At 74.3% G+C, this 26,934-nt stretch carries 19 protein-coding genes; 15 read left to right on the top strand and 4 right to left on the bottom strand.

All coding sequences use genetic code 11. From position 1 onward, the window contains the following. Window positions 1-5: 5 nt before the first annotated feature. The 4 genes from B0I32_RS30690 to B0I32_RS30675 form a co-directional block, all read right to left on the bottom strand. Window positions 6-1,196: an iron-containing redox enzyme family protein gene (locus tag B0I32_RS30690; protein ID WP_245956128.1), complete on the bottom strand. Its 1,191-nt coding sequence runs from the start codon at window positions 1,194-1,196 to the stop codon at window positions 6-8. Between the two features lie 567 nt (window positions 1,197-1,763). Further along, window positions 1,764-2,762 carry a Rossmann-fold NAD(P)-binding domain-containing protein gene (locus tag B0I32_RS30685; RefSeq protein ID WP_106245685.1) on the bottom strand — a complete coding sequence of 333 codons (999 nt, stop codon included), beginning with the start codon at window positions 2,760-2,762 and terminating at the stop codon, window positions 1,764-1,766. A gap of 163 nt (window positions 2,763-2,925) precedes the next feature. Further along, entirely contained in the window at window positions 2,926-4,200 is a 1,275-nt protein-coding gene (locus tag B0I32_RS30680; protein WP_106245683.1) for a DUF3500 domain-containing protein, read from the bottom strand. Between the two features lie 146 nt (window positions 4,201-4,346). Continuing rightward, window positions 4,347-5,834, bottom strand: coding sequence for a helix-turn-helix domain-containing protein (locus B0I32_RS30675; protein ID WP_106245681.1), 1,488 nt, complete (start codon window positions 5,832-5,834; stop codon window positions 4,347-4,349). Window positions 5,835-5,907: 73 nt separating this feature from the next. On the opposite strand from B0I32_RS30675, the gene B0I32_RS30670 reads away from it, so the two are divergent. The 15 genes from B0I32_RS30670 (at window position 5,908) to B0I32_RS30600 (ending at window position 26,928) form a co-directional block, all read left to right on the top strand. Further along, complete coding sequence (locus tag B0I32_RS30670; RefSeq protein WP_106245680.1) at window positions 5,908-7,119, top strand: S-methyl thiohydantoin desulfurase family protein; 1,212 nt, start codon at window positions 5,908-5,910, stop codon at window positions 7,117-7,119. 34 nt (window positions 7,120-7,153) lie between these two features. Next, window positions 7,154-8,731 (top strand): hydantoinase/oxoprolinase N-terminal domain-containing protein, encoded by a 1,578-nt coding sequence (locus tag B0I32_RS30665; RefSeq protein WP_106245678.1) that lies wholly within the window; start codon window positions 7,154-7,156, stop codon window positions 8,729-8,731. Beyond that, window positions 8,728-10,335, top strand: a complete 1,608-nt coding sequence (locus B0I32_RS30660; RefSeq protein ID WP_106245676.1) for an ABC transporter substrate-binding protein — start codon at window positions 8,728-8,730, stop codon at window positions 10,333-10,335. Before B0I32_RS30665 ends, B0I32_RS30660 begins: the two co-directional genes overlap by 4 nt. Window positions 10,336-10,339: 4 nt before the next feature. Next, complete coding sequence (locus B0I32_RS30655; protein WP_106245675.1) at window positions 10,340-11,386, top strand: ABC transporter permease; 1,047 nt, start codon at window positions 10,340-10,342, stop codon at window positions 11,384-11,386. Between the two features lie 4 nt (window positions 11,387-11,390). Continuing rightward, window positions 11,391-13,115, top strand: coding sequence for a dipeptide/oligopeptide/nickel ABC transporter permease/ATP-binding protein (locus B0I32_RS30650; RefSeq protein ID WP_106245673.1), 1,725 nt, complete (start codon window positions 11,391-11,393; stop codon window positions 13,113-13,115). Beyond that, window positions 13,112-13,903, top strand: coding sequence for an ABC transporter ATP-binding protein (locus tag B0I32_RS30645; protein WP_106245671.1), 792 nt, complete (start codon window positions 13,112-13,114; stop codon window positions 13,901-13,903). The genes B0I32_RS30650 and B0I32_RS30645 overlap by 4 nt, the downstream gene beginning before the upstream one ends. 58 nt (window positions 13,904-13,961) lie before the next feature. Next, entirely contained in the window at window positions 13,962-15,986 is a 2,025-nt protein-coding gene (locus tag B0I32_RS30640) for a helix-turn-helix domain-containing protein (RefSeq protein ID WP_106245670.1), read from the top strand. 104 nt (window positions 15,987-16,090) lie between these two features. Next, window positions 16,091-17,362: a hydroxymethylglutaryl-CoA reductase, degradative gene (locus tag B0I32_RS30635; RefSeq protein WP_106245668.1), complete on the top strand. Its 1,272-nt coding sequence runs from the start codon at window positions 16,091-16,093 to the stop codon at window positions 17,360-17,362. Continuing rightward, a complete protein-coding gene (locus tag B0I32_RS30630) occupies window positions 17,359-18,336 on the top strand; it encodes a hydroxymethylglutaryl-CoA lyase (RefSeq protein ID WP_245956127.1) in 978 nt (325 codons plus the stop codon). The genes B0I32_RS30635 and B0I32_RS30630 overlap by 4 nt, the downstream gene beginning before the upstream one ends. Before the next feature lie 23 nt (window positions 18,337-18,359). Continuing rightward, the gene (locus tag B0I32_RS30625; protein ID WP_219912079.1) at window positions 18,360-19,598 is read left to right on the top strand and encodes a CaiB/BaiF CoA transferase family protein; all 1,239 of its coding nucleotides are present in this window, start codon (window positions 18,360-18,362) and stop codon (window positions 19,596-19,598) included. Window positions 19,599-19,730: 132 nt separating this feature from the next. Continuing rightward, window positions 19,731-21,212: an amidohydrolase gene (locus B0I32_RS30620; protein WP_106245903.1), complete on the top strand. Its 1,482-nt coding sequence runs from the start codon at window positions 19,731-19,733 to the stop codon at window positions 21,210-21,212. Window positions 21,213-21,279: 67 nt separating this feature from the next. After that, window positions 21,280-22,086, top strand: a complete 807-nt coding sequence (locus B0I32_RS57950; RefSeq protein ID WP_181307941.1) for an HTD2 family dehydratase — start codon at window positions 21,280-21,282, stop codon at window positions 22,084-22,086. 129 nt (window positions 22,087-22,215) lie between these two features. Next, window positions 22,216-23,064: a fumarylacetoacetate hydrolase family protein gene (locus tag B0I32_RS30610; RefSeq protein WP_106245663.1), complete on the top strand. Its 849-nt coding sequence runs from the start codon at window positions 22,216-22,218 to the stop codon at window positions 23,062-23,064. Continuing rightward, window positions 23,065-24,078 (top strand): zinc-dependent alcohol dehydrogenase, encoded by a 1,014-nt coding sequence (locus B0I32_RS30605; RefSeq protein ID WP_106245661.1) that lies wholly within the window; start codon window positions 23,065-23,067, stop codon window positions 24,076-24,078. Between the two features lie 78 nt (window positions 24,079-24,156). Beyond that, window positions 24,157-26,928 (top strand): FAD-binding and (Fe-S)-binding domain-containing protein, encoded by a 2,772-nt coding sequence (locus B0I32_RS30600; protein WP_106245659.1) that lies wholly within the window; start codon window positions 24,157-24,159, stop codon window positions 26,926-26,928. The last annotated feature ends 6 nt before the right edge of the window (window positions 26,929-26,934 follow it).

The raw sequence follows: 26,934 nt of genomic DNA, 5'->3' as shown, positions 1-26,934 counted from the left end.
CGGCGTCATCGTTTCGAGGCGGCATCGCATCCCTCCCGCGCGGGCACCTTCGCGGCCGGTGCCTCGACGAGGGAGGTGACCCCCCGTTCCCACCGGTCGAGGACGTGCCCCGCCCACAGGCGCTCCAGCTCCAGGGCGCACGCGGCTCCGTACAGGATGTCCTGCGCGAGCGCGGGTTCACCGGCGGCCAGGTTCGCGCACAGGTCGTGGGCGGCGATCTGCTCGTGCACCGCGTCGGCCTGCACGTGCTCGTCATAGAAGCGGGCGGCGTCATCGTCGCCGCCGAGCCTGCGCAGACCGGTCGCGTAGCGGCGATTGGGCAGGGAGGAGGTCATCTCCAGCGCGGCCAGGTGCCCGGCGAGCGCGCCGCGCAGGCGCCGGTGCAGGCCGAACAGGGACATGGCGTTCGAGACGGCCAGCGTGATGCCCGGCACCTGCCCGAGGTAGGCGCCGTAGGAGTCGTCCAGGCCGAGGCCGCGCATGGTGGCGCGGAACAGCTCGGAGTGCATGCGTTCCGGCCGGCCGCCGCCGTACTCGTCGGCCTGGATCTCCACCAGCGCCGCCTTCGCCGCGCCACGCAGGCGCGGGATCGCCCAGGTGTGCGGGTCGGCCTCCTTCAGGTGGTAGATCGACCGATGCACGACGAACTCGCGGAACTGTCCGCGGTCGGCGTGACGAGCCAGGAACGTGGACACGGAGGGTCCCGCGTCGTCGGCGGTCAGCTCGTTGAGCGCCCGCCGCACCCCTTTCGGCCCGTCCAGCGACGGCCGGGCCACGGCCCGACCCAGCGCCTCCTCGAACCGCTCCTCCAGTACGGCCCGCGCGGCCAGCAGCCACGGATGCCACTCCCAGCGGTCGTCCACGTCCTGGAAGCCCTGGTAGTGCAGCTCGTAGCAGGCGAACAGGGCCAACTGGAAGTCGTCATCCCCCAGACCACCATCGCCGACATGCAACGGCGAAGGCCACCCTTCCGCCCCATGCCCGCCGATGAGATGCGCGTACGCATGCGCCGACCGCCCATCGGCCGCCGGCCGCCGTTCGCTGAGGTGCCCGTGCGGCGCTCGCGGATGCTGGTGGTCCGTGAACCGCCCCTGACCCGCCCGCCCGTTCGCCCGGTACGGGTACGCCTCCGGCGGGTGAACCAGCCGCTCGAACAGCAACGAGGTGAGCGGACCACGCGGTGCGGGCAGTCTCACAACACCCTCCCACGAGCCACCCGACGACCCCACACGCCGCCATCACCCACCCACCCGCCATCAAGACGGTGCCGCACGAACTCACAACGTCGCCCAAAGCGCCCAAGCTGCCCGAGCAGACAGCGTCGCGCCGGTTGACGGCGTTGCCAGAAGCCCCCGTGCCGGCCGGGGTCACGGCGCGGGCCTGGGCGGCGGTGCTGGCCCGGGTCAGGGTGCCGGCCCAGGTCACCGTGTTGCCCGAAGTCGCCGGGTAGCCCCAAGCCACCGTGCCGCCCGTGGGCACACGGCTGCCGGTGGCCGCGGGCTCGCGCATGGTCGGCTGCAGTCACAGGCACCTCCTCGACCCCGCCACTGCCCCCAGCCGCACGCGGGAAACCGCACCCCGCACGACGTTGACCTGCGCAGACGAGACGCACCCGCCAAGCGGGGCGCTGAGCAGCAGCGGCGAGCCAGGCGGACTCGTCGAGCAGACGAGGAGCGCTTGATGGACCGCCGACAGCGGAGAAACGGTCGACCAGCACAGAGGCGCCCGTCCCGGACGGGACTCCGCTTCCCGCTTCCCGCTTCCTAGCGTGCCGTGTCGCCGAGGAGGGTGAGCAACTCCCGCTCCCGCCCCGCGCTGAGCCCAGCCCGCCGGTCCCGGTCGAGCCCCTCCTCCCGCTCCCACGCCAGCAGGTCGGTGAGCAGGTCGGCCCGGGGGCGGTGGCGGAGGCCGGCGGACAGTGCGGCCTGGCCGGAACGGGACGACCAGCCCTCCCAACCCTGCTCGACCAGCCACATCGGCAGCGACTCAGGCCCCATGTACTCGGCGACGCCCTGCTCAAGCAGCCACGCGGGATCGGCGGTGACCACCGGGCCGGTGTGCCCGCCGATGGTGCGGCACAGCTCGATCCACTCGCCGAAGGGCACCTGCGGCCCGACCGTGTTGTACGTGCCGGTGGTGCCGGTCTCGGCGCAGTCGAGCAGCCACGCGGCCAGGTCACGAGCGTCGATCACCTGGGTGGGGATGCCGGCGGAGTCGGGCACCAGCAGCGGCGCGTGCGGGTCGCGGGCGGCCCGCGCCACCCAGTAGCCGGAGCGCCCGCTGTGGTCGCCGGGCCCGCCGATCAGCCCGGCCCGCGCGATGAGCAGCCGGTCGCCCAGAATCTCGGCCGAGGCCAGCTCGCAGGCGGCCTTCGCCTCGCCGTAGAGCTCCCTGTCGGCCTCGTCGACGTCGGTCGGCTCCAGCAACGGCGCGGACTCGTCGGCGCCGGGCACCCCGTGATCGGCATAGGCGCTGACGGAGGACACGTAGACCCAGTGCTTCGCCCGCTCACCGAGGGCCGCCAAGGCGCCGCGCACCAGGCCCGGCTGCCACGACACCTCCACGACCGCGTCCCAGTCCTGGCGCCGCACCTGCTCATACGCGTCCGCGGCCCGCCGGTCCGCCGTCACCAGCGTCGTGCCGCCGGCCACGGGACCGCTCTCGCCGCGTGCCAGGCACGTCACCGCGTGACCACGCCCGGCCGCCTGCCGCGCCACCTCGCGCCCGAGCCAAGCCGTCCCGCCAAGAATGAGTACGTTCATGCGAGCACTCAATCACCTGCGCCGACGCGATGCGGGCGAGGTTCGCAGGCGGCGTAACGTCGCGTGAGGGGAAGCGGACGGCGGCGATGAGGGCGGCAGGCCGGCCTCGGGAACGAGCCGAGCCCGGCGACGTCCATGACGTCCTCCCTCCACCGAACCCGCCTCAGGAACTGTGGTCGGTCTCCAGGTGGAGGCGGAGCAGGTCGGCGCCGTAGTCGTTGCCGTTGGGGGTGCGGACGACGGTGTGGATGTGCTGGCGGGTCGGCTCCCCGCCGGGGCCGCGTTCGTCGCCGTACGCGATCGGGGCCTGGGCGTCGTACTCGATGAGCACGACCGGGCTGTGCACGCGGTAGTAGAACGCGGAGTCGTCGCCGGTCTCGCCGAGCCAGCAGAAGTACGTCTCGTCCAGGTGCTCCTCGACCTCCTTCATCCGTACGGCCGCGTGCCCCTCGGCCTGGTAGCCGACGTAGACGCGGAGGAGGTCGAGCAGTTTGCCGCGCTGTTCGGGCGTGAAGCGGGAGGCGGCCAGGCCGGCGTAGGGGAGGCGGAGGTTGTCGGCGCCGGCGCCCGCCTTCATGTTGGCGCCGCGCTTCACCTCCGTCGTGGAGATCACCTCGGCGCGCTGCTCCGGGGTCAGCGCGTGCAGCAGCGCGAGCCCGGCCTCGGTCTCCCTGGTGAACACGGTGACGCGCTCGCCCCTGTATGTGGCCGACGTCGGCTCGGAGCCCATGAACGTCGGCGTCATGACCACCTGGTCCTTGAGCACGAAGTAGTTGACGGCCAGGTGGTGACCCTCGAACTGGAAGCCCCAGGGCTGCGTGGCGGACGGCGTGCCCATGACCGTGAAGAAGTAGTGGCCCTCGGTGAGGCTCTCCCTGCCGCCGCCGGCCTGCTCGCCCAGGAACGCGTTGAGCTTCATGATGTTGCGGGTCTGGGTCAGCCCGTCGGCGGACAGCGCCGCCTCCAGCACCGCGTAGCCCCGGGCGCGCTGGGCCTTGGTCAGGTCGCCCATGCGGACGCCCTTGCGCTCGAAGCCGTCGAGGTTGCTCCAGGCCAGCCACTCGTCGGCGCGTACGTCGTACAGCGTCTCCCGCCGCTGCGCCGCCGGGAGCCCCTTGAGGAACGCCTTGGCCGCCTTGACGAGCGCGGCGGTGGAGACGCCCGTGGAGTGGACCGCGTACAGGTCCTCGACCACCTTGCCGTCGGTGGTGACGCCGACGAAGTCGTCGTAGGAGATCTCGCCGGGTCTGGGGGCCGCCCCGCCGGGAGGAGGCGCGCCGGAGGAGCGGGCGGCGCTGGCCGGGGCGCCGCCGGGCGAGCTGGGGGAGCAGCCGGTCATGGCCGTCACCGCGGCGGCGCCGCCGAGCAGCAGCGCCCGGTTCAGCAGCCAGCGGCGGGAACGTTCGGTCTCGGGGTCGCGCGCAGTGTGTCCGTGCATGGGTCTCAACGTCTACCAGGCGAATGAGGGAAGGGTGAACAGAGCAGGCCAGGTCGGCGTCCCGATCCTACGAGCCGGCGAGGCCGGCGGCCCCGATCCGCGGCGATCCGGCGAGGTCGGCGTGACGATGCGGCGGGCCCACGGGGTCAGCGGCCCGAGGCGGCGAGGCGTACGCGGCAGGCCAGTTCGACGGAGAAGCGCACGTCCGGCGCGGTGAGGTCGAGCCCGAGCGTCTGCTCGATCCGCCTGACGCGGTAGTTGACCGCGTTGGCGTGCAGGTTGAGCTCCGCGCCCGCCCGGGCCAGCGAGTTGCGGTGGCCGAGGTAGGCGACCAGGGTGCGCATGGCGATCGCCGCGCGTTCGGGCCCGAGCGCGTCGAGGGGGGCCAGGATGTCGTCCAGCAGCGACCGGCTCAGCGGTGAGGCGTAGAAGTCGAGCAGCACCCGGCGCAGCCCGGTGACGTCGGTGACCTCGATGCCGCCCGCCCGGCCGCCCGCGACGGCCGCGTCGGCGGCGATGTGCGCCTCCGTCGCGGACTGCCGCAGCCCGGCCGCCCCGCTCTGCGGCGTGCCGAGCCCCACGGTGAACGACCACTCCTCGCCCGCGACAGAGCGGGCGTGGGCGGCCACGGCCTCCATGACGTCGCGCAGCCGCCGCTGGTGGTCGGCGGCGCCGGTCTCCTCCGAGGCCACCATGACGGTGTCGTCGTGGAACGTGGCCAGGTGCCACACCTCGTCGCGCCGGTCCACGAGTTGCAGCGCGTGCAGCTCGACGGAGGACGCGAGCACGGCGGGCGGGCGCTGCTCGGGGTCGTCGCGGTGGGTGGGGATGAGCCAGGCGACCGCGTGGGACAGCGACACCGGCAGCCCGGCGCGGGTGGCCTCGATGGCGAGCCGGTCGATGCGCGAGGACTCGGCGAAGACGAGCTCGATGATGAGGTCGGCGCGCGAGCGTACCGGCCCGAACCTGGCCTGGAGCTGCCGTTGCAGGATGCGGGAGAGCATCGCGGCGATCACCGGGAGCGCCACCGTGACGGAGGCGTCGTCGCGGTCGGCGACCAGACGCCCGACCGGCACCTCGCCCACACAGACGGCGTGCGGCTCCGACCACGGCACGCCGGGGTCCTCGACGAGGGTGAGCCGGGCGCCGAGCGCCGCGCCGACCTCGTCGAGCACGGCCTCCATCGGCCGCCCCGGCGACTCTCCGGCTGCCTCCGTGGCCCGCGCGATGGCGTACTCGGCCCTGGACAGCGCCTCCTCGGCGCCGCCGCGGATCGCCCGGTCGAGCAGCACCGCCAGCTCGGACGGCGTCACCGCGCTCATCAGCACCGGCAGCCCGCCGCGCTCGGCGAGCGCGCGGGCGGTCTCGGCGATCGGGAAGTCGCCGGCGAACACGATGCCGGCGCAGCGCGCGCCGATGGCATGCCTGATGGCGATGTCCACCTGGTACGGCCGCGGCACCGCCCCGTGCGGCATGGCCACGATCACCAGCCGGCCCGGCGACGCCTGGCGCAGGTCGTCCTTGGCCACGATCTGCACGCCCGACACTCCGACGCCCTCGGGATCGCCCGCGACGCACCGGATGCCCATCCTGTCGCCCTGGGCGACGATGTCCGCCAGGCTGACTTGTTCCATGAGCACAGTCTGGCGTGTTTCTCTGGGTGCTTGGCACATTGTTGGGTTTGACCGGGCTCCCTAGCCTCAAGACATGCCCGACCAGGACCTGCCTACCGGAGGCGGCGGCGCGCCCGTGCACCCGCCCGCCGCCACGACCACGTCCGCGCACCCGCCCGCCGGAACCGCCGGAACCGCCGGAACCGCCGCGACCGCCAGGACCGCCGCGCCCGCGCGCCTGTGCGAGATCGCCGCGGACGACGTCGCCGCCCTCGCGGCCGGCGCCGCCATCTTCGGCACGGGCGGCGGAGGCGCCGTCCAGACCGAGCAGATGGCCGTCGCGGCGGCGATCGAGAAGCACGGCCCGGTGCCCGTCGTCACCGTCGGGGAGCTCACCGAGGACGACGCCGTGATCGTGCTGTCGGCGATCGGGGCGCCGTCGGTCGGCATCGAGATGCTGCCCGCCGAGGGCCAGACGGAGACGATCGTCCGCGAGGTCGAACGGATCACGGGCCGCCCGATGACGGCGGTGATGGCGGCCGAGATCGGCGGCAGCAACGGCGTGGCCCCGGTGGGCTGGGCCGCGGGGATGGGGCTCAAGGTCCTCGACGCCGACGGCATGGGCCGCGCCTTCCCCCAGGGCACGATGATCTCGATGAACGTGGCCGGGCTGCCGAGCGAGTTCGCCGTCATGGCCGACACCATCGGCAACGTCTCGGTGCTGCGGACGATCAACCTCGCCTGGCTGGAGCGCCACGCCCGCGCCATCACCGTGGCCAGCGGCGCGATCTCGCTCGGCGCCCACTACGTGCTCACCGCCGAGACCGCTCCCGGCGCCGTCATCGAGGGCACGGTGAGCCGCGCCGTCCAGGTCGGCCGCCGCCTGCTCGCCGCGTCCGAGCCCGTCTCGGAACTGGCCGCCGAACTGGCCGCCACGGTCGTCGTCTCGGGCAAGGTGATCGACGTCGAGCGCAACACCGAGGGCGGCTTCACCCGCGGGTCGGTGACCGTCGAGGGCGTCGGCGCCGACCGGGGCCGCCTCACCCGGGTCGAGATCCAGAACGAGAACCTGGTGATCATCGAGGACGGTGTCGTCGTCGCCAGCGTTCCCGACCTCATCACCGTGGTCGACTCCGAGACCGGTGAGGCGATCTCCACCGAGCTGCTCCGTTTCGGCCAGCGGGTCAGCGTGCTGGCGTGGGCGTGCGACCCGCTGTGGCGCACCGAGCGCGGCCTGGAGCTGACCGGCCCCAGGGCGTTCGGATACGACCTCGACTACGTCCCGTTCGACGGAGGACGCCGATGAGCACCCGCACCGACCCGTCCGTCGGAGGACGCCGATGAACGCCCGCACCGACCTGTCCGTCGGCATCGACGTCGGCGGCACCAACACCGACGCCGTGGTGATCTCCCCGTCGGGTGAGGTCATCGCCTGGACGAAGAGCGCCACCACCGGCGACGTCACCGCGGGCATCAGGTCGAGCCTGGCCGCCGTGCTGGACCAGCTCGGCCCCGACCGGGGCGCGGTCTCGCGGGTGATGCTCGGCACCACGCACGCGACGAACGCGATCGTGCGCCGCCGCGACCTGGGCCGGGTCGCCGTGATCCGGCTCGGCGCGCCGGCCTCCACCGTCTACCCGCCGCTCGCCGGCTGGCCGGCCGACCTGCGCCAGGCGGTCCTGGCCGGGTACGTGCTGGCCGGCGGTGGGCACCTCGTGGACGGCTACCCCATCGCCGAGCTGGACCGCGACGCCGTCCGCCGGCTGCTCGACGAGCTGGAGGGCCGTTTCGACGCGGTCGCCGTGTGCGGCATCTTCAGCCCGTCCTTCCCCGAGCAGGAGCTGGAGGTGGAGGCGCTCGTCCAGGACCACGTGGGCGTGGACGTGCCGATCTCCCTGAGCAGCGAGATCGGGGCGCTGGGCCTGCTCGAACGCGAGAACGCGACCGTGCTCAACGCCGCACTCTACGCGGTGGCGCGCGACATCACCTCCGCGCTCACGACCGTCGTCGTCGAGCACGGGCTGGACGCGGCCACGTTCTTCGCGCAGAACGACGGCACGTTCATGGCCGTCGAGTACGCCGCCCGCTACCCCGTGCTGACGATCGGCTCCGGCCCCGCGAACTCGATCCGCGGCGCCGCCGCCCTGTCCGGCGCGGACGACGCCATCGTCATCGACGTCGGCGGCACCACCAGCGACCTCGGCGTCCTGGTCGGCCGCTTCCCCAGGGAGTCGACGCTGCCGCGCGAGGTCGGCGGCGTACGGACGAACTTCCGCATGCCGGACATCCTCAGCCTCGGCGTCGGCGGCGGCACCATCGTGGACGTGGCCGCGGGCACGCCGGGCACCGACTCGGTCGGCTACCGCATCGCGGAGGAGGCGCTGCTGTTCGGCGGCTCCACCCCGACCCTCACCGACGCGGCGGCCACGGCCGGCGCGGTCGTGGCGGGCCGGGAGCTGCCGCCGCTGGACCGGTCCGTACGCAAGGGGCTGGCCGAGGCGCTGGCCGTCGCGCACGACCGGATCGAGTCGGCCGTCGAGCGCATGTCGCTCGGGCGCACCGGGCTGCCGCTGGTGGTCGTCGGCGGTGGCGAGTTCCTCGTCCCCGACCGGGTCCTCGGCGCCAGCGAGGTCGTCCGGCCGGAACGCGGCGCGGTCGCGAACGCGGTCGGCGCCGCGATCGCCCTCGCGGGCGGCCGGGCCGACCGGCTGTGCGCCGTCGCCGACCGCGTGGCCGCCATCGAGGAGGCCAGCAAGGCGGCGATCGACAAGGCCGTGCAGGCGGGGGCCGACCCCGCCCGCGTCGAGGTCATCGACGTGCTGGAGACGCCGGTGACGTACGTGACGCAGCCCACGCTCAAGGTCGCGGTCAAGGCCGCGGGGCCGGTGGCCCACATCGGACGGAAGGAACCAACATGAGCAGACACGGCAGGGCGTCCGCGACCGTCGCCGTCATCCTGGCCGCGACCGGCCTGACGGCGTGCGGCTCCGGGCAGAGCGGCGGCTCCGGCGACCCGGGCGGGCAGGCGGAAGCCGGTACGCACGTCTCCGGCGGCGTCTTCGTCAAGGCGATCTCCGCCGACCCCGGCCACCTCGACCCGCTGACCGGCGTCTCCCTGGCCGCCCGCGAGATGGTCGGCTACGCCTACGAGTCGCTCGTCTACTCCACCCCGGACGGGAAGTTCGAGCCCTGGCTGGCCACCCGCTGGGAGCTGGGCGACAAGAAGATCACCTACACCCTGCACGACGGCGTCACCTGCTCCGACGGCAAGCCGTTCACCGCCCAGACGGCGGCGGACAACATCAACTACCACGCCGACCCCGAGCACGCGACCTTCTACTACGGCTCGCAGATCCACAAGGGCGTCTCGGCCGAGGCCGAGGGGAACACGCTCACCGTCACCACCAAGGAGAACGACCCCTTCCTGCTCGCCAACACGGGGACGATCGAGATGGTGTGCGGGGCGGGCCTCGCCGACCCCGCGAAGCTCAAGACCACGACCGACGGCACCGGCCTGTACGCCCTGGGCGGCTCGACCCCCGGCGCCACGTACACCTACGCCAAGCGCAAGGACTACACGTGGGGCCCGAAGGGTGTCACGAGCGAGACGAAGGGCCTGCCGGACAGCCTGGAGATCCGCGTGGTCACCGACGAGAGCACCGCGGCCAACCTGCTGCTGTCCGGCGAGATCAACGCGGCCGTCGTCCTCGGCACCGACCGCAAGCGCCTCGACGGCGCGAAACTCGGCTCGGTCGGCGTGCGCAACCCGGTCGGCGAGATGCTGTTCAACGAGCGCGCCGAGCGCCCCACCTCCGACCCGCTCGTCCGTCAGGCCCTCGTCACGGCGCTCGACCGCAAGGCCATCGGCGACGTGGTGAGCGACGGCTCCGCGATGGACTCCCGGTCATTGGTGGTCAAGAACCCGCTCCTGTGCGTGGCCGGCGGCCCGAAGTGGACGCTGCCCGCCACCGACCTGGCCAAGGCCGGATCCCTGCTCGACCAGGCCGGCTGGCGGCTCGGCGCGGGCGGCAAACGGGAGAAGGACGGCAAGCCGCTGACCGTGAAGTTCATCTACGACGCGGCCACGGGCACGCACGCCCCCGCCGCCGAGCTGGTCCAGCAGACCTGGGACAAGCTCGGCGTCACCACCAAGCTCTCCGCGAACGACGCCAACGCCTGGTCGGAGCAGCTGTTCCAGACGTTCGACTGGGACACCGGCTTCGTCCAGATCGCGCCCGGCGGCCCGGTCACGGTGAGCACGTTCTTCGCCGGGGCGACCCCCGACAAGGGCGGCAACAACTTCATGTTCGTCGACAACCCCGAGTACGAGGCGCTGGCGAAGAAGGCCGCCACCGCCACGCCGGAGACGACGTGCGACCTGTGGCAGCAGGCCGAGGCCGCGCTCGTCGAGCGCACCGACGTGTTCCCGCTGGCCGACAACGAGCAGCGCACCTACCTGTCCGGGGTCGAGCTGGAGCAGCCGAACTTCGTCGCGCCCACCACGATCAGGATGCTGGGGTGACACCATGGCGATCTCTCCGGCCACCCCCACCGGGCCGACGCCCGCCGGACCGGCCACCGGGCCCGATCCGGCGCGCCGGGGGGATCGCCACGCCCTGCCGCGGCTGTCGCCCCGCGCCTCGTTCGTGCTGCGCCGCCTCGGCCGGGCGCTGGTCTCGCTCGCCGTCGTCGTGGTCGCCACGTTCCTCGTCGTGCACCTCGTGCCCGGCGACCCCGTCCGCGCCGCGCTCGGCCCCAGCGCGACCCCCGAGCTGGTCGAACGCACCCGGGCGGAGCTGGGGCTGGACCAGCCGGCCTGGCGGCAGTTCACCGGCTACCTGAGCGGCCTGCTGCACGGCGACCTCGGCGTCTCGCTGCGGTCCCACCGTCCCGTGGCCGCCACGCTCGCCGACCGGTTCCCCACCACGCTCGTCCTCTCCCTGCTCGCCTTCCTCGTTGCCGCGCTCGGCGCCGTGCCCATCGGCGTCGCCACGGCGGTAGCGGCGCGCGGCGGGCGCGGGCGCGCGGCCGGCGCCGGGGTCTCCTGGGCGCTCAGCGGCCTGATCGCCATCCCGAACTTCCTGCTCGCCGTCGGCCTCATCGCGCTGTTCGGCGTCACGCTGAACGCGCTGCCCGTGGCCGGATGGGGCGGGGCCGCCCAGGCCGTGCTGCCGGTCGCCGCCCTGGCCGTCGGGCCGCTGGCCTACCTCGCCCGGATCGTGCACGTGGAGATGCTGGCCGTGCTGGAGACCCCGTACATGACGACCGCGCGCGGCAAACGGCTGCCCGCGCGCCTGCTCTACCTGCGGCACGCGCTGCCCAACATGATCACCGCCGCGCTCACGACCGGAGGGCTCATCCTCACCGGGCTCGTGGCCGGCACCGTGCTCATCGAGGCCGTGTTCGTGATCCCAGGGCTCGGCTCGACGATCGTCTCGTCGATCACGGCGAAGGACTATCCGATGATCCAGGGGGTCGTCCTCGTCTACGCCGTGCTCGTCCTCGGCCTCAATCTGCTCATCGACCTGGTTCTGGCCACCCTCGACCCCCGTTCGTCGATCATGGAGGGCTGACATCGTGCGCTCCGGCCTCCCGCGCGGGCTGCGCGGCCCGCAAGGCGTCGTGACCGTTCTCGGCGCGTTCGCGCTGCTGCTCGTCATCGTGCTCGCGCCGTACGTGTGGGGCGACGCCGCCACCGCGACCTCCGTGGCCGACCGCGTCCAGGGGCCGAGCGCCGCCCATCCGTTCGGCACCGACGACCTCGGCCGAGACGTCCTGGCCCGCGTGCTCATCGCGGCCCGGCTGTCGGTGCTGCTCGCGCTCGGGGCCACGGCCGTCGCCGTGAGCGGCGGGATCGTGCTCGGCGTCGTCGCGACCGTGCTGCCCTGCCCGCTGCGGCGGCTGGTCAGCGCGTTCATCGACATCCTGCTGTCGTTCCCGTGGCTGCTGCTCGCGCTGTTCTTCTCCGTGATCTGGGGCGCCACCGCGAGCGGCGCCATGCTGGCCGTGGGGTTCGCGGGGGTGCCGTCGATCGCGCGGCTGACGTACACGCTGGCCTCCTCTGTGACCGGGCGCGACTTCGTCCGGGCCGCCAGGATCGTCGGCGTCGGACCGGCCGGCGTCATCCTCCGCCACGTGATCCCCAACATCGCGCCGCCGATGCTGGTCAACACCGCCGCGTACGCCTCCACCGCGCTGCTCTCCTTCGCCGGGCTGTCGTTCCTCGGCCTGGGCGTGCAGGCCCCCGGCTTCGACTGGGGCCGCCTGCTGCGCGAAGGCATCGCGCGCATCTACGTCAACCCGATGGCGGCCCTCGGCCCCGGCATCGCGATCGTCCTCACCGGCCTGATCCTCAACGCGATCGGCTCGCTGACCGGCGAGTCCGCCTCGAAGACGCCCCTGCGGCCCCGGGCGAGCAAGGCACGCGCACGGGCCGGGGCCGGCGATCCTGAGGTGCTCGTGGAGGTCGAGGACCTGCGCGTCAGCTTCCCCGACCGGCAAGGACGGCTCGTCGAGCGGGTACGCGGCGTGAGCCTGACCATCCGGCCCGGGGAGACCGTCGGCATCGTCGGCGCCTCGGGGTCGGGCAAGTCCGTCACCGCCATGGCCGTCGCCGGCCTGCTCGGCCCCGAGGCCGCGATCGACGCCACCCGGCTGAGCTTCCAGGGCATCGACATGACCGCCGCGCCGCGCGCCGCCGACCGCCGCAGGCTCGGCCTGGAGCTGGCCGTGGTCTTCCAGGACCCGCTCACCTCGCTCAACCCCTCGCTCACGGTCGGCCGGCAGCTCACCGAGGTGAGCCGGACCCACGACGGCGTCCCCAGGGCCGCGGCCCGGCACCGGGCCAGGGACGTGCTCGCCTCGGTCGGGATCGCGCGGCCCGAGCGCCGCGCCCGCCAGTACCCGCACGAGCTGTCCGGCGGCATGCGGCAGCGGGCCATGATCGGGATGGGGCTCATGGGCCGGCCGCGGCTGGTCATCGCGGACGAGCCGACGACCGCGCTCGACGTGACCGTGCAGCGCCAGGTGCTGCGCGTGCTGCGCGACGCGCGGCGGCGGACCGGCAGCGCCATCCTGTTCATCTCCCACGACATCGCGCTGGTCAGCGGGTTCTGTGACCGGGTGCTGGTGATGAAGGACGGGCAGATCGTCGAGGAGGTGGCCGCGGCGCGGCTGGACGAGGCGCGGCACCCGTACACGCGGGCCCTGGTGGCGTGCGTCCCGCACATGGGCACCGACCGAACCCGCCCGCTGCCCGTCATCGACGAGAGCGGCGGCGTCGCCGAGGAGGCGCGAGCGTGAGCACACTCGAATTCACCGGCACGACCGTGCGTTACGGGCACGGCGCCGGCGCGCACGTCGCCGTGGACGGCGTGGACCTCACCGTCGCCTCGGGCGGCGTCCACGGGCTCGTCGGCGAGTCGGGCTCGGGCAAGTCCACCCTGGCCGCCGCCGCTGTGGGGCTGGTCAGGCCCGTGGCCGGCACCATCCGGCTGGACGGCGCCGACATCGCCGGGAGCTCCGCCGCCGCGCGCACCGCCCGCAGGCGGGTCCAGCTCGTCTTCCAGGACCCGTACGCGGCGCTCGACCCCAGGATGCCCGTCGGGGTCTCGATCGCGGAGGCCATGCGCGCCACCGGCCGCCGCCTGTCCAGGGCGGACAGACAGCGCAGGGTCGAGGAGCTGCTGGGCCTGGTCCACCTCGACCCGAAGCGGGCCGGCGACCTCCCCTCGGCCTTCTCCGGCGGCCAGTGCCAGCGCGTCACCATAGCCAGGGCGCTGGCCGCCGAGCCGGACGTCGTCATCGCCGACGAGATCACCTCCGCGCTCGACGTCTCCGTGCAGGGCGTCGTGCTCAACCTGCTCCGCGAGCTGCGCGCCGAGCTGGACCTGACCGTCCTGTTCATCTCGCACAACCTCGCCGTCGTCCGGTACGTGTGCGACACCGTGAGCGTCATGCGGCACGGCCGGATCGTGGAGTCGGGGGAGACCGAGAGCGTGCTGTCCGCGCCGGCGCATCCGTACACGCGCGAGCTGCTGGCCGCCGTGCCGGTCATGGGGGAGCCGTTCGACGGGGAGGAGGCGCTCTGACCGCCGCGTGAGGAGGCAGCAGCGGCGGTCCGACCCGCCGCGTGAGGAGGCAGGAAACGTGCGCGACGACATCTCCGCGCGGTCGGCGGCACTGGCCACCGTGCTCGGCGCCGTCACCGGCGACGCCGCCGTCAGCCCGCGCGACCTCGGCGCCGCCCTGGAGACGCTGGGCGTGCCCGCCCCGCGCCAGGAGCGGGCGCGCGAGCACGTCCACCGGGCGCGCGGCGAGCACGTACGGCTGCGCCGCCGCGAGCACGAGCTGGCCGCCCTGTTCTCCAGCGCCCGCGAGCTGGCCGCCGCGCGCGACGGGAAGGCCCTGCTCGAACGGCTGGTCCAGCGGGCGCACGAGATCCTCGGCTGCGACGTGACGTACCTGTCGGAGTACGACGCGCGCACCAGGGAGCTCAACGTGCGCACCACCGCCGGCGCCTACAGCGGCGAGTTCCGCCACCTGAACGTGCCCGCGGGCTACGGCCTGGCCGGCGAGGTCATCGAGCTGCGGATGCCCCGCTGGGTGCCGCGCTACAGCGAGTACCTGGCGGACCGCCGCGTCCCGGACATCGACCGGGCGGTCGAGCTGGAGGGCGTCGTCTCCATCCTGGGCGTGCCGATGGTGTCCGGCGACGACGTGCTCGGCGTGCTGTTCGTGGCGACGCGCGAGGAGCGCTCGTTCACCCCCGACCAGATCGCGCTGCTGTCGGCGCTGGCCGACCACGCCTCCGTCGTCCTGCGGACCGCGCACACGCTGCGCGACCTGTGGCGTTCCGAAGAGGAGGCGCGCGCGGCGCTGGCGCGGCTCACCGAGCACCTGGCCGAGCGGGACCGCGCCGGCGCGGTGCACCGGGAGCTCGTCCAGGTCGTGCTGGACGGCGGCGGGTTCGGCCAGCTCGTGCGGGCGCTCTCCGCGGCCCTCGGGCGCGGTGTCACCGTGATCGACGCGGAGGATCGCGTCATCGCCGCGTCGGGGCCGGCCGCGCCGTTCATGAGCGAGCGGGCGGGCGGCCCGGTGGAGCTGACCCCGCCGGTCCTGGCCGCCGTCGCGGCCGGCGCGCGGACGGGCCGCTGCCAGGTGCTCGCAGGAGCGGACCGCGAGGTGGCCGCCGTGGGCGCGATGCGGGCGGGGGCGCAGGACTTCGGGGCGCTGCTGTTCGGCCCCGGTGACTTCGAGCTGGGCCCGGTCGACCGCCGTACGATCGAGCGCGCCGCCCAGGTGTGCTCCCTGCTGGAGCTGCAGCAGCAGGCCGTGGCGCGGGCCGAGGGCCGGCTGCTCACCGACCTCGTCGCGGACATCCTGGACGGGCAACCGGGGCGCCGCGACGATCTGGAGCGCCGCGCCCGCGCGTTCGGCGTCGAGCTCTCCCGGCTCGACACCGTGCAGCTCTACGTCGTCCCCGCCGGGCGGCGGGCCCGCGCCCTGGCGGCGGCGCGGCGGTGCGTCGGCGCGGGCGGGCTGGCCGGGCTGAGCCACGAGGCCGTGGTGGTGCTGCTGGACTCGCGCCGGCCCGGTGTGGGCGCGCACGCCGTCAGGGAGCACATCGCCCGCCACGCCGGCGGCCCGGTCCTCGCCGTGGTCCCGCCGCCCGATGAGCCGGCCCGTGACGGGACCGGTGACCCGGTCGAGGCGGCGGTGGCGGGCCTCGTCACGCGCTTCACGCTCGCCCTGCGCACCAGCCGCCTGCTCGCGGTGATCGGGGTGGACGACGAGGTGGCCGGCACCGACGACTACCTCCCGTACGTGAGCGTGTTCGACGCCGACGCCCGCTCGCTGACCTCGTTCGTGACCCGGCTGATCGGCCCCGTGCTCGACTACGACGCCGAACGCGGCACCGAGCTGGAGGCCACCCTGCGCGCCTTCGCCCGCTGCAACGCCAGCCCCACCAGGGCCGCCAGGATGCTCGGCTTCCACCCCAACACGATCCTGCAGCGCCTCGAACGCCTCGACGCCCTGCTCGGCCCCGGCTGGCGCGAGGACGACCGCTTCTTCCGCATCTCGCTGGCCGTGCGGCTGCGGGAGCTGATGAGCGCGGCCAGTGGTCAAGCAGGCGGGGCATCGTCACACGAACAGCCGGGCGGGCTGGGGTGAACACCCATGGCCCGGCCGGGCCGGCGCGTCCTACGTTGACGGGACCAGCGGCGTCGCGCGGTGATCGGTCCCGCGGCGCGCCCACCGGACGACGAGGAGCACACGTGGCGGTCAACAGCCGGATCTCCGGGTTCAAGGACAGGAGCGTCGCCGAGCGGCGCGCCCTGGTGGCGGACGGCGCGGGCGTGGCGGCCGCCGCGCTCAGCGCGCTCGACACCGGCGGCCTCGCCCTGGACCAGGCCGACCACATGATCGAGAACGTCATCGGCACGATCGGGCTGCCGCTCGGCGTGGCCACCAACGTGAAAGTGAACGGGCGCGACCGCCTGGTGCCGATGGCCACGGAGGAGCCGTCCGTGGTGGCCGCCGCGAGCAACGCCGCGCGGATCGCCCGCGTCCACGGCGGCTTCCACGCCTCGGGGACCGGCCCGGTGATGATCGCCCAGATCCAGGTCGTGGACGTGATCGACCCGCACGGGGCGCGCAACCGCGTGCTGGAGGCCCGCGAGGAGATCCTGGCGCTGGCCGACGCCCAGGACCCCGTGCTCGTCCGGCTCGGCGGCGGCGCCCGCGACCTGACCGCCCGCGTCCTCCCGACCCGCGCGGGCCCCCAGGTGATCGCCCACCTGCTGGTGGACGTGCGCGACGCCATGGGCGCCAACGCCGTCAACACGATGGCCGAGGCGATCGCGCCGGTGCTCGCCGAGCGCGCGGGAGGCCGGCCGCTGCTGCGCATCCTGAGCAACAAGGCCGACACCCGGCTCGTCCGGGCGCGGGCCGTCTTCGACGCGGAGCTGCTCGGCGGCCCGCGGGTGGTGGACGACATCGTGGCGGCCTCGGCGTTCGCGGAGGCGGACCCGTACCGCGCCGCCACCCACAACAAGGGCATCATGAACGGCATCAGCGCCGTCGTCCTCGCGACCGGCAACGACACCCGGGCCGTCGAGGCGGGCTGCCACGCGCACGCCGCCCGCGACGGCGCCTACACCGCCCTGTCGCGCTTCGAGAAGGACCGCGACGGCAACCTCACCGGCACGCTGGAGGTGCCGATGCCGGTCGGCCTCGTCGGCGGGGCCACCCGCGCGCACCCGGTGGCGCAGGCGGCCGTCAAGATCCTCGGCGTCACCTCGGCGGCGGAGCTGGCCGAGGTCATCGTCTCCGTCGGCCTGGCCCAGAACCTGGCCGCCTGCCGAGCCCTGGCCGCCGAGGGCATCCAGCACGGGCACATGCGGCTGCACGCCAGGACGGTCGCGGCCACCGCCGGCGCCACCTCCGACGAGGTGCCGCGGGTCGCGGAGCTGCTGGTCCGGGACGGGAAGATCCAGGAGGAGCACGCCCGCGAGGTGCTGGCCTCGCTGCGGGGTGAACGCGCGTGAGCACCCCGCCCCGCGAACGCTGGCGGCCCCGGCCGATCGTCGAGCGGATGGATCGGGCCCCGGAGCGGGTGCGCGTCTACGAGGTCGGGCCGCGCGACGGGCTGCAGGCCGAGCCGGCCGTCATCCCGGCCAGGACGAAGATCGAGCTCTGCCGCCGCCTCGCCGCTGCCGGGCTGCGCGACATCGAGGCGACGAGCTTCGTCCCGCCGTCGTGGATCCCGCAGCTGACCGACGCCGCCGAGGTGCTGCCCGCCCTCGCCGACCTGGACGGCGTGCGTACGGTCGCGCTCGTGCCCAACCGGCGCGGCCTGGACCGGGCCGTCGAAGCGGGAACCCGGCACGTCGCCGTGGTCGTGAGCGCCACGGAGAGCTTCGCCCGCGCCAACCTCAACGCGGCCAGGCAGGCGGCGCTCGACACCGCCACGGAGGTGACGCGGGCGGCGCGTGAGCAGGGGCTCGGGGTGCGCGGCTACGTCTCGATGGCGTTCGGCGACCCCTGGGAGGGGCCCGTGGACCGCGCCGTGGTGGCCGCCACCGCCGCCGCGCTCCTCGCGGCCGGCTGCTCGACGGTCGCGCTCGGGGACACCATCGGCGTCGCCACACCCGGGCACGTCCACGCGATCGTGCGCGACCTGGCCGCGCTCGGCGTCCCCGCCGGCGACCTCGCGCTGCACCTGCACGACACGTACGGGCAGGCGCTGGCCAACGTCGTCGCCGGGCTCGACGCGGGCGTGCGCGAGTTCGACTCCTCGGTCGGCGGGCTGGGGCGCTGCCCGTACGCGCGCGGCGCGACCGGGAACCTGGCCACCGAGGACCTGGTCTGGCTGCTGCACGGCATGGGGATCGCGACCGGGGCCGACCTGGACGCGCTGGCCGGCGTGTCGCGCTGGATCGGCGCGCAACTGGGCCGCACCGGGCTGCCGTCCCGGGTCACCACCGCACTCGCCGCCGCAGTCCCCGCCGCTGGGCGATGACGACACGACATCAGGGAGAGAGAGTGACCGCTGACATGTTTCCAGGGCTTCCGGAGCAGCCGGGCGCGCTGTCCGGGGTCGTGGTGCTCGACCTGTCCCGCGTGCTCGCCGGGCCGTACTGCGGGCAGATCCTGGCCGACTTCGGGGCGACCGTGATCAAGGTGGAGAACCCGAGGGACCCCGACGTCACGCGCGGCTTCCCGCCGTACGTGCGGGCGGGGGAGCGGGAGCTGAGCGGCTACTACGCCCAGTACAACCGCGGCAAGCTGACCATCACGCTCGACCTGTCCACCGAGGCGGGCCGCACGGCGCTCAAGGACCTGGCCGCCAGGGCGGACATCCTCGTCGAGAACTTCCGCCCCGGCACCATGGCCAAGCTCGGCGTCGGCTACGAGACCCTCGCCGAGGTCAACCCGCGCCTGGTCTACACGGCGATCTCCGGATACGGGCAGACGGGCTCGCGCAGCCGGCGGCCCGCGTTCGACAGCACCGCGCAGGCGGCCGGCGGGCTGTGGTCGATGAACGGCGACCCGGGCGGCCCGCCCGTCCGGGTCGGCACCGTGCTCGGCGACCTGGCCGCGACCCTCTTCGCCGTCACGGGCACGCTGCTGGCGCTGCGCCACGCCGAAGGCACGGGGCAGGGGCAGCTCGTGGACGTCGCCCAGGTGGACAGCGTCATCGCGCTCACCGAGAACGCCGTCGTCAACTACACGGTGGACGGCGACGTCGCGCGGCACACCGGCAACCGGCATCCGTGGGTGCGGCCGTACGAGCTGTTCCCGTGCCGGGACGGTCACGTGTTCTTCGGCGCCTACACCGACAAGTTCTGGCGGCTGGCGTGCGAGCTGTTCGGCGAGCCCGGCCTGGCCGCCGACCCCGAGATCGACACCATGCGCAAGCGCTTCGACGAGGACGTCTACGAGCGCCGCGTGCGGCCCGTCATCGCGCGGTGGCTGGCCGGGCGTACGGGCGAGGAGCTGGAGCGGATGGCCGGGGAGGTGCTGCCGCTCACGGTGGTCAAGTCCATCAAGGACGTGGTCGAGGACCCGGGGACCGCCGAACGCGACATGGTGGTGAGCGTCGATCATCCGGGCTTCGGCCCGGTACGGATGTTCGGTCAGCCGATCAAGCTGAGCGCCACACCGGCGGACGTCGGCCGCCCGGCGCCGGAGCTCGGCCGGGACACCGAGGTCGTCCTGGGCGCGCTGGCCGGCTACGACCCCGACAAGATCGCCGCCCTCCGCGCCGCCGGCGCGATCTGAGGCCGGGGGATGACGGACACAGGGCCGGCGCGAGGTGAGACGCCGGAGATGACGGACACGAACGGGTCGGCGCGATCCGAGGCACCGGGGATGACGGGCACGAACGGGCCGGTGCGATCCGGGGCGCCGGGGATGACGGGCACGAACGGGCTGCTGTTGCGCGACGCCCGCCGCTACGGCGACGACGCCCTCATCGACGTGCACGTACGCGACGGGCGGATCGTTGCGGCCGGTCCGGCCGGCACGGTGCCCGCACCCGGCGCCGAGCCGGTGAGACTCGACGGGCGCCACCTCGGGCCCGGCCTGTGGGACGAGCACGTGCACTTCACCCAGTGGGTGGTCCAGAGCCGCCGCGTGGACCTGTCCGGCGCGGCCGGCGCCGCCGAGACCGCCGCCCTGGTCCGCGCGGCGCTCACCCGCACGCCCGTGCCCGCCGGGGGAGTCCTGTCCGGGTACGGCTTCCGCGACGCGCTCTGGCCCGACCGGCCCACCCTGCGCGCCCTCGACGAGGCCGCCCCCGGCACCCCGGTCGTGCTGGTCAGCGCCGACCTGCACTGCGGCTGGATCAACTCGGCCGCCGCCGCCCGGATGGGCGTGACCGTGGACGAGTCGGGGGTGCTGCGCGAGGGCGACTGGATCGGCTCGCCCGGCCTGGACGCGGAGGGCTCGCTGACGGTGGCCGACTACCGCGACACGGCACGGGCGGCGGCCCGGCGCGGGGTCGTCGGCATCGTCGACTTCGAGCACGCCGACAATGTCCGGCTGTGGCCCGAGCGGGTGGCCGAGGGGCTGACGAGCCTGCGGGTGGAGGCGTCCATCTGGCCCGACCGGCTGGACGACGCCCTCGCGCGGGGCCTGCGCACCGGCGCGCCCCTCGACCCCGCCGGGCTGGTGACCGTCGGCCGGCTGAAGGTCGTCGTGGACGGCTCGCTCAACACCAGGACCGCGCTGTGCTGGGACCCGTACCCGGGGCTCGATCCGGGGGACCCGCACGCGTGCGGCGTCGAGAGCTACACCGTCGAAGAGCTGCGCGACCTGCTCACCCTGGCCTGGCCCGGCGGGATCGAGGCCGCCGTGCACGCCATTGGAGACCGGGCGAACAGCCAGGTCGTCGACGTGTTCGAGGAGCTGGGGCGGCCGGGGGTGATCGAGCACGCGCAGCTCGTCCGGGCCGGGGACTTCGCCCGCTTCGCCCGGCTCGGGCTCGTGGCCAGCGTCCAGCCCGAGCACGCCATGGACGATCGTGACGTCGCCGACCGGCTGTGGGAGGGGCGGACCGGCCGAGCCTTCGCCTTCGCCTCGCTGCACGAGGCCGGGGTCGCCCTGCGGCTCGGCTCCGACGCCCCCGTCGCGCCGCTGGATCCGTGGCAGGCCGTCGCCTCCGCGATCAGCCGCAGCCGCGGCGAGCGCGAGCCGTGGCATCCGGAGCAGCGCCTGCCGCGCGGCGTGGCCCTGGCCGCCGCCTCCCGCGGGCGGGCCGGCTTCGCCCCCGGCGACCCCGCCGACCTGGTCGTCCTCGACCGCGACCCGGCCACCGCCGACCGCGACGAACTGCGCACGATGCCCGTCGCGGGCACCCTCCTCGCCGGCCACTGGACCTGGAGAAACCTGTGACCGCCGACCCGCACGGGAGGGCCTTGCGATCACCATCCGGACCGACGTCCCGCACGGGAGGAGCCCTGTGAGCACGATCACCAGGACCGACACCATCCGGTTGTGGCCCGCGCGGGCCTATCGGGACACCTTCGCGCCGGACGACCCCGAGCCGGTCGAGGGCGGGGCGCTGCCGCCAGGCCGGCACGGGCTCTACTTCCTGCCCGACCTCGGCCTTGACGCGCTGCGTCCCGACGGCACCCCGGCCCGTGACGGCGTCGTGCCGGACATCGACCTGCCGCGCCGCCTGTTCGCGGGGGAGGAGATGACCTTCCACCGCCCGATCCGCTACGGCGAGACGCTCGATCTGACCGCCACGCTCGACCGGATGGACGACAAGCGGGGCCGCAGCGGCAGGCTCGTGTTCGTGACGATCGCGAGGACGATCGGCGGACCGGACGGGCCCGCCGTGACCGTACGCCAGCACGACGTCTTCCTCGGCCCCACCGCCCCCGCCCGCCCCCAGCCGGGCCCCGGCCCGGCCGAGCTGACCTGGGACGAGCCGCTCGAACTGGGCCCCGTGCACCTGTTCCGCTACTCCGCGCTGACCTACAACAGCCACCTCGTCCACTACAACGACCCGTGGACCCGCGAGGTGGAAGGGCAGCCGGGCCTGCTCGTCCACGGCCCGCTCACCAGCATGCTGCTGCTCGACCTCGCCCTGCGCCGCAGTCCGGGCCGTACCCCGGCGACGTACTCCATGCGCGCCCTCGCCCCCGTCCACCTCGGTACCCCCGTCAGGCTGGCCGGCCGGCCCGAGCCGGACGGGGCGCGGCTGTGGGTGCTCGACGCCGACGGCGGCGCGCTCGTCAGCGCCGAGGTGCGGTTCGCCTGATTCACCCCCGTATTCCGGCTTCGTGAACGGTGGTCTAAGGTTCGGAACATGCCCGATCCGGTGGCCGAGCCGGGCGTCACCCGCATGGCGGCCCCGGCCTCGCCGACCTCCTGACAGCGGAGATCCTTCGTGTACCTCATGCGCATCGGCCCGCCCGGCGCCGAGAAGCCCGTCGTCCGCGTGGACGACACCCACTACGTCGACGTCTCCGACGTCACCCCCGACTTCGACGAGAGATTCTTCGCCGCGGGCGGCCCCGCGCTGCTCGCCGAGCGGGTGGCGACCGGGGAGCGCCGCGCGTTCGCCGGTGAGCGGATCGGCGCGCCGATCGCCAGGCCGCACCAGATCCTGTGCATCGGGCTCAATTACAGCGACCACGCCGCCGAGACCGGTCAGGCCGTGCCGGACGAGCCGATCCTGTTCACCAAGCCGCCCAACACCCTCATCGGCCCGTACGACGACGTGCGCATCCCCCGCGGCTCCACCAAGCCCGACTGGGAGGTGGAGCTGGGCATCGTCATCGGCCGGCGTACCTCCTACCTCGACTCCGTCGAGGAGGCCGGCGCCGCCATCGCCGGCTACTGCGTGGTCAACGACGTCAGCGAGCGCGCCTTCCAGATGGAGCGCGGCGGCCAGTGGAGCAAGGGCAAGTCGGCCGAGACGTTCAACCCGGCCGGGCCGTGGCTGGTCACCCCCGACGAGATCGCCGACGTACGGAATTTGGGCATGTGGCTGGACGTCAGCGGCACCCGCCGCCAGACCGGCAGCACCGCGACGATGATCTTCGACCCGTACTTCCTCGTCCACCACCTGAGCCAGTTCATGGTGCTGGAGCCGGGCGACCTGATCAACACCGGCACTCCGCCCGGAGTCGGCATGGGTCACAAGCCGCAGATCTGGCTCCAGCCCGGCGACGTGATGGAGCTGGGCATCGACGGCCTGGGCAGCCAGCGTCAGCGGGTCGTGGGGCCCCGCTAGGTGCGCGCCCTCGTCATCACCGGTCCTGCAGAGGCCGCGGTGCACGACGTCGAGCCGCCGGTCGCCGGGGCCGGGCAGGTCGTCGTGGACGTGGAGCGGGCCGGGGTGTGCGGCACCGACGTCGAGCTGTTCACCGGCGAGATGAGCTACCTGCGCACCGGCCGCTCCTGGTACCCGCTGCGCCCCGGCCACGAGTGGTGCGGGATCGTCACCAGGGTGGGCGCGGGTGTGGAGCGCCGCTGGCTGGGCCGCCGGGTCACCGGCGACACCATGCTCGGCTGCGGGGACTGCGCGCGCTGCCTGGCCGGCCGCCACCACGTGTGCGCGGACCTGGCCGAGATCGGCATCAGCCGCGGCTTCGCCGGAGCGCTGGCCGAACGGCTCGCCGTGCCGGTCGCCGCCCTGCGCCCGCTGCCCGCCGAGCTGGATCCGGCGCTCGGCGCGCTGGTGGAGCCGGGCGGCAACGCCGTGCGGGCCGTCGAGGCCGCCGGGCTCGGCCGGGGAGGGCGGCTGCTGATCCTCGGCACCGGCACGATCGGCCTGCTGGCGGCGCTGTTCGCGCGGGCCAGGGGGGTCGAGACGCACCTGATGGGCCGCGACCGGGAAGGGCTGCGCCTGGCCGCCACGCTCGGTTTCGCCGGCGTCTGGACCAGGCCCGAGCTGCCGCCGCTCGCCTGGGACGCGGTCGTTGACGCCTCCAACGCGCCCGAGTTACCCGCGCTCGCCGCCGACCTCGTCGAACCGGCCGGGCGCGTGGTCTACATCGGCCTGGCCGGCATGCCGAGCACCCTCGACACCCGTGACCTGCTGCTCAAGGACGTCACCGCCGTCGGTATCCTGGGCGGCTCGGCCGGACTGGCCGCGGCGGCCGCCGCCTACACCGACGGCTCGGTGGACGCCCGGCCGCTGGTGGCCACCACGGTCGGCCTGGCCGAGACCCCCGGCATCCTGGCCGGACACCGCCCGCCCGCCGCCGGCCCGGGCCCCAAGATCCACATAGACCCGCGCCGCTAGGCCGGGGGCTTCCACAGCTCCGCGCCCGGTGGGCCGGAGTTCGGCGCGGATCGTGCCGATGAAAGAGTAGGAAACGTGATGAACGCGCCGGATCCCGCAGTCCTGGCCACGGTGGAGGCCGCCGTGCCGGGTATCGCCCGTACCCGGGCCGGCGACCGGCTCGGCATGGCCCACGACGCCTCCCACTACCTGCTCACCCCGCAGGCCGTCCTGGTCCCGGAGAGCGCCGAGCAGGTCGCCGCGCTGCTGCGGACGGGCCTGCCGCTCACCTTCCGCTCCGGCGGCACCAGCCTGAGCGGGCAGGGCGTCAGCGAGCACCTGCTGGTGGACACCCGGCGGCACTTCCGCGGCATCGAGGTGCTGGACGAGGGCGAGCGCGTCCGTGTCCAGCCCGGCGCGGTGCTGCGGCAGGTCAACGCCCGCCTGGCCCCGTACGGCCGCAAGCTCGGCCCCGACCCGGCCAGCGAGTCGGCGTGCACGATCGGCGGCGTGGTGGCCAACAACTCCAGCGGCATGACCTGCGGCACGCACGCGAACACGTACCGGACCCTGGAGTCGATGACGGTCGTGCTGCCCAGCGGCACCGTCGTCGACACCGGCGCCCCCGACGCGGACGAGCGGCTGCGGGCGCTGGAGCCCGCGCTCGCCGACGGGCTGGCCCGGCTGCGCGACCGCGTGCGCGGCGACGCCGAGTCGGTGCGCCGCATCACCGCCCAGTTCTCGCTCAAGAACACCATGGGGTACGGCCTCAACAGCCTCCTCGACCACGATTCGCCCGCGCAGATCCTCGCCCACCTGATCATCGGCAGCGAGGGCACGCTCGGCTTCGTCGCCGAGGCGGTCTTCCGCACGGTCCCCGCGCACCGCCTGGCCGCCACCGGCCTGCTCGTGCTGCCGACGCTGCGCGCGGCGATGGCCGCGATGCCCGAACTCGTCGCCGCCGGGCCGGCCGCGGTCGAGCTGCTGGACGCCGAGTCGCTGCGGGTGGCCCAGGCCGACCCCAAGGCCGACGACGTGCTGCGCTCCCTCGACGTCGCCGGGCACGCCGCGCTGCTGGTCGAGTGGCAGGAGTCCGACGCCGACCTGCTCACCGAGCGCGAGCGGGCCGCCGAGCTGGCGTTCGCCGGGCTGCCCCTGTCCGTCCCCGCCCGGCTCGGCAGGCAGGCCGGCGTCAGGGCCGCGCTGTGGCACATCCGCAAGGGTCTGTACGCCTCCGTGGCCGGCGCCCGGCCCAGCGGCACCACCGCCCTGCTGGAGGACGTCGCCGTTCCCGTACCCGTCCTCGCGGACCTGTGCGACGACCTCACCGAGCTGTTCGCCAAGCACCGCTACGAGCGCAGCGTCATCTTCGGCCACGCCAAGGACGGCAACCTGCACTTCATGCTGAACGAACGCTTCGGCACCGAGCTGCAGCGTTACGCCGACTTCACCGAGGACATGGTCGAGGCCGTGCTGGGGCGCGGCGGCACGCTCAAGGCCGAGCACGGCACCGGCCGCGTCATGGCCCCGTTCGTCCGCCGCCAGTACGGCGACGAGCTCTACGACGTCATGCGCGAGATCAAGCGCCTGTGCGACCCGGCGGGCACGCTCAACCCCGGCGTCGTGCTCACCGACCGCGACGACGCCCACCTGCGCGACCTCAAGCGGGTCGTCACCGTCGAGCCCGAGGTCGACCGCTGCGTCGAGTGCGGCTACTGCGAGCCCGTCTGCCCCAGCCGCGACCTGACCACCACTCCGCGCCAGCGCATCGTGCTGCGCCGCGAGATGGCCGCCGCCGAGGCGGCCGGCGATCACGACCTGGCCCGCGCGCTGGAGGAGGACTACGGCTACGACGCCGTGGACACCTGCGCCGTGGACGGCATGTGCGCCACCGCCTGCCCCGTCCTGATCAACACCGGCGACCTGACCAAGCGCCTGCGCGCCGAGCGGCACGGCCGGGCCGCGAAGAAGGGCTGGAACAGCGCCGCCAGGCACTGGGACGGCCTCACCCGCGCGATGAACCTGGCCCTGGACGCCGCCGCCGCGACCCCGCCCGCCCTCCCCGAGGCCGGCAGCCGGGCCGCCCGCGCGCTGGCCGGCTCGGAGACGGTCCCGCAGTGGAGCCGCGACCTGCCCAGGGGCGGGGCCAGGCGCCGCCCGGTCCCCGCCACCGACCCCGACGCCGTCTACCTCCCGTCCTGCCTGAACACCATGTTCGCCCCCGCCGGCGACGGGCCCGGCGTCATGACCGCCTTCCAGCGTCTGGCCGAGCGGGCCGGCGTCACGCTGCGCGTGCCCGCCGAGATCGCCGGGCTGTGCTGCGGCACCCCCTGGTCGTCCAAGGGGTACGCCGATGGCCACGAGACGATGGCCGGGCGCGTCCGCGACGCCCTCGCCCGGGCCACCCGCGACGGCCGCGTCCCGGTCGTCACCGACGCCGCCTCCTGCACCGAGGGGTACGCCCACCTCGTCCCCGACCTGAAGGTGCTGGACGCCGTCGCCTACACCGCCGAGCACCTCCTGCCCCGGCTTCCCGCCGCCCGCCGGCTGCCGTCCCTGGCCCTGCACCCCACCTGCTCCTCCACCCGGCTGGGCCTGGACGCGGCCATCGACGGCATCGCACGGGCCGTGGCCGACGAGGTGGTGATCCCGGAGGGCTGGCAGTGCTGCGCCTTCGCCGGGGACCGCGGCCTGCTCCACCCCGAACTCACCGCCTCCGCCACCCGGGCCGAGGCCGCCACCGTGACGGCCGGGGACTTCGCCGCCCACGCCTCGGTCAACCGGACGTGCGAGCTCGGTATGACCCGCGCCACCGGAAAGCCGTACCAGCACCTCCTGGAACTCCTCGACCAGGCCACCGCCGGCTCCTGACCGCCT

This window comes from Nonomuraea fuscirosea, assembly GCF_003001935.1.
Taxonomy (GTDB): Bacteria; Actinomycetota; Actinomycetes; order Streptosporangiales; family Streptosporangiaceae; genus Nonomuraea; species Nonomuraea fuscirosea.
Note: the sequence above shows the minus strand (reverse complement) of the source record. Positions and strands in the feature narration are given on the sequence as shown.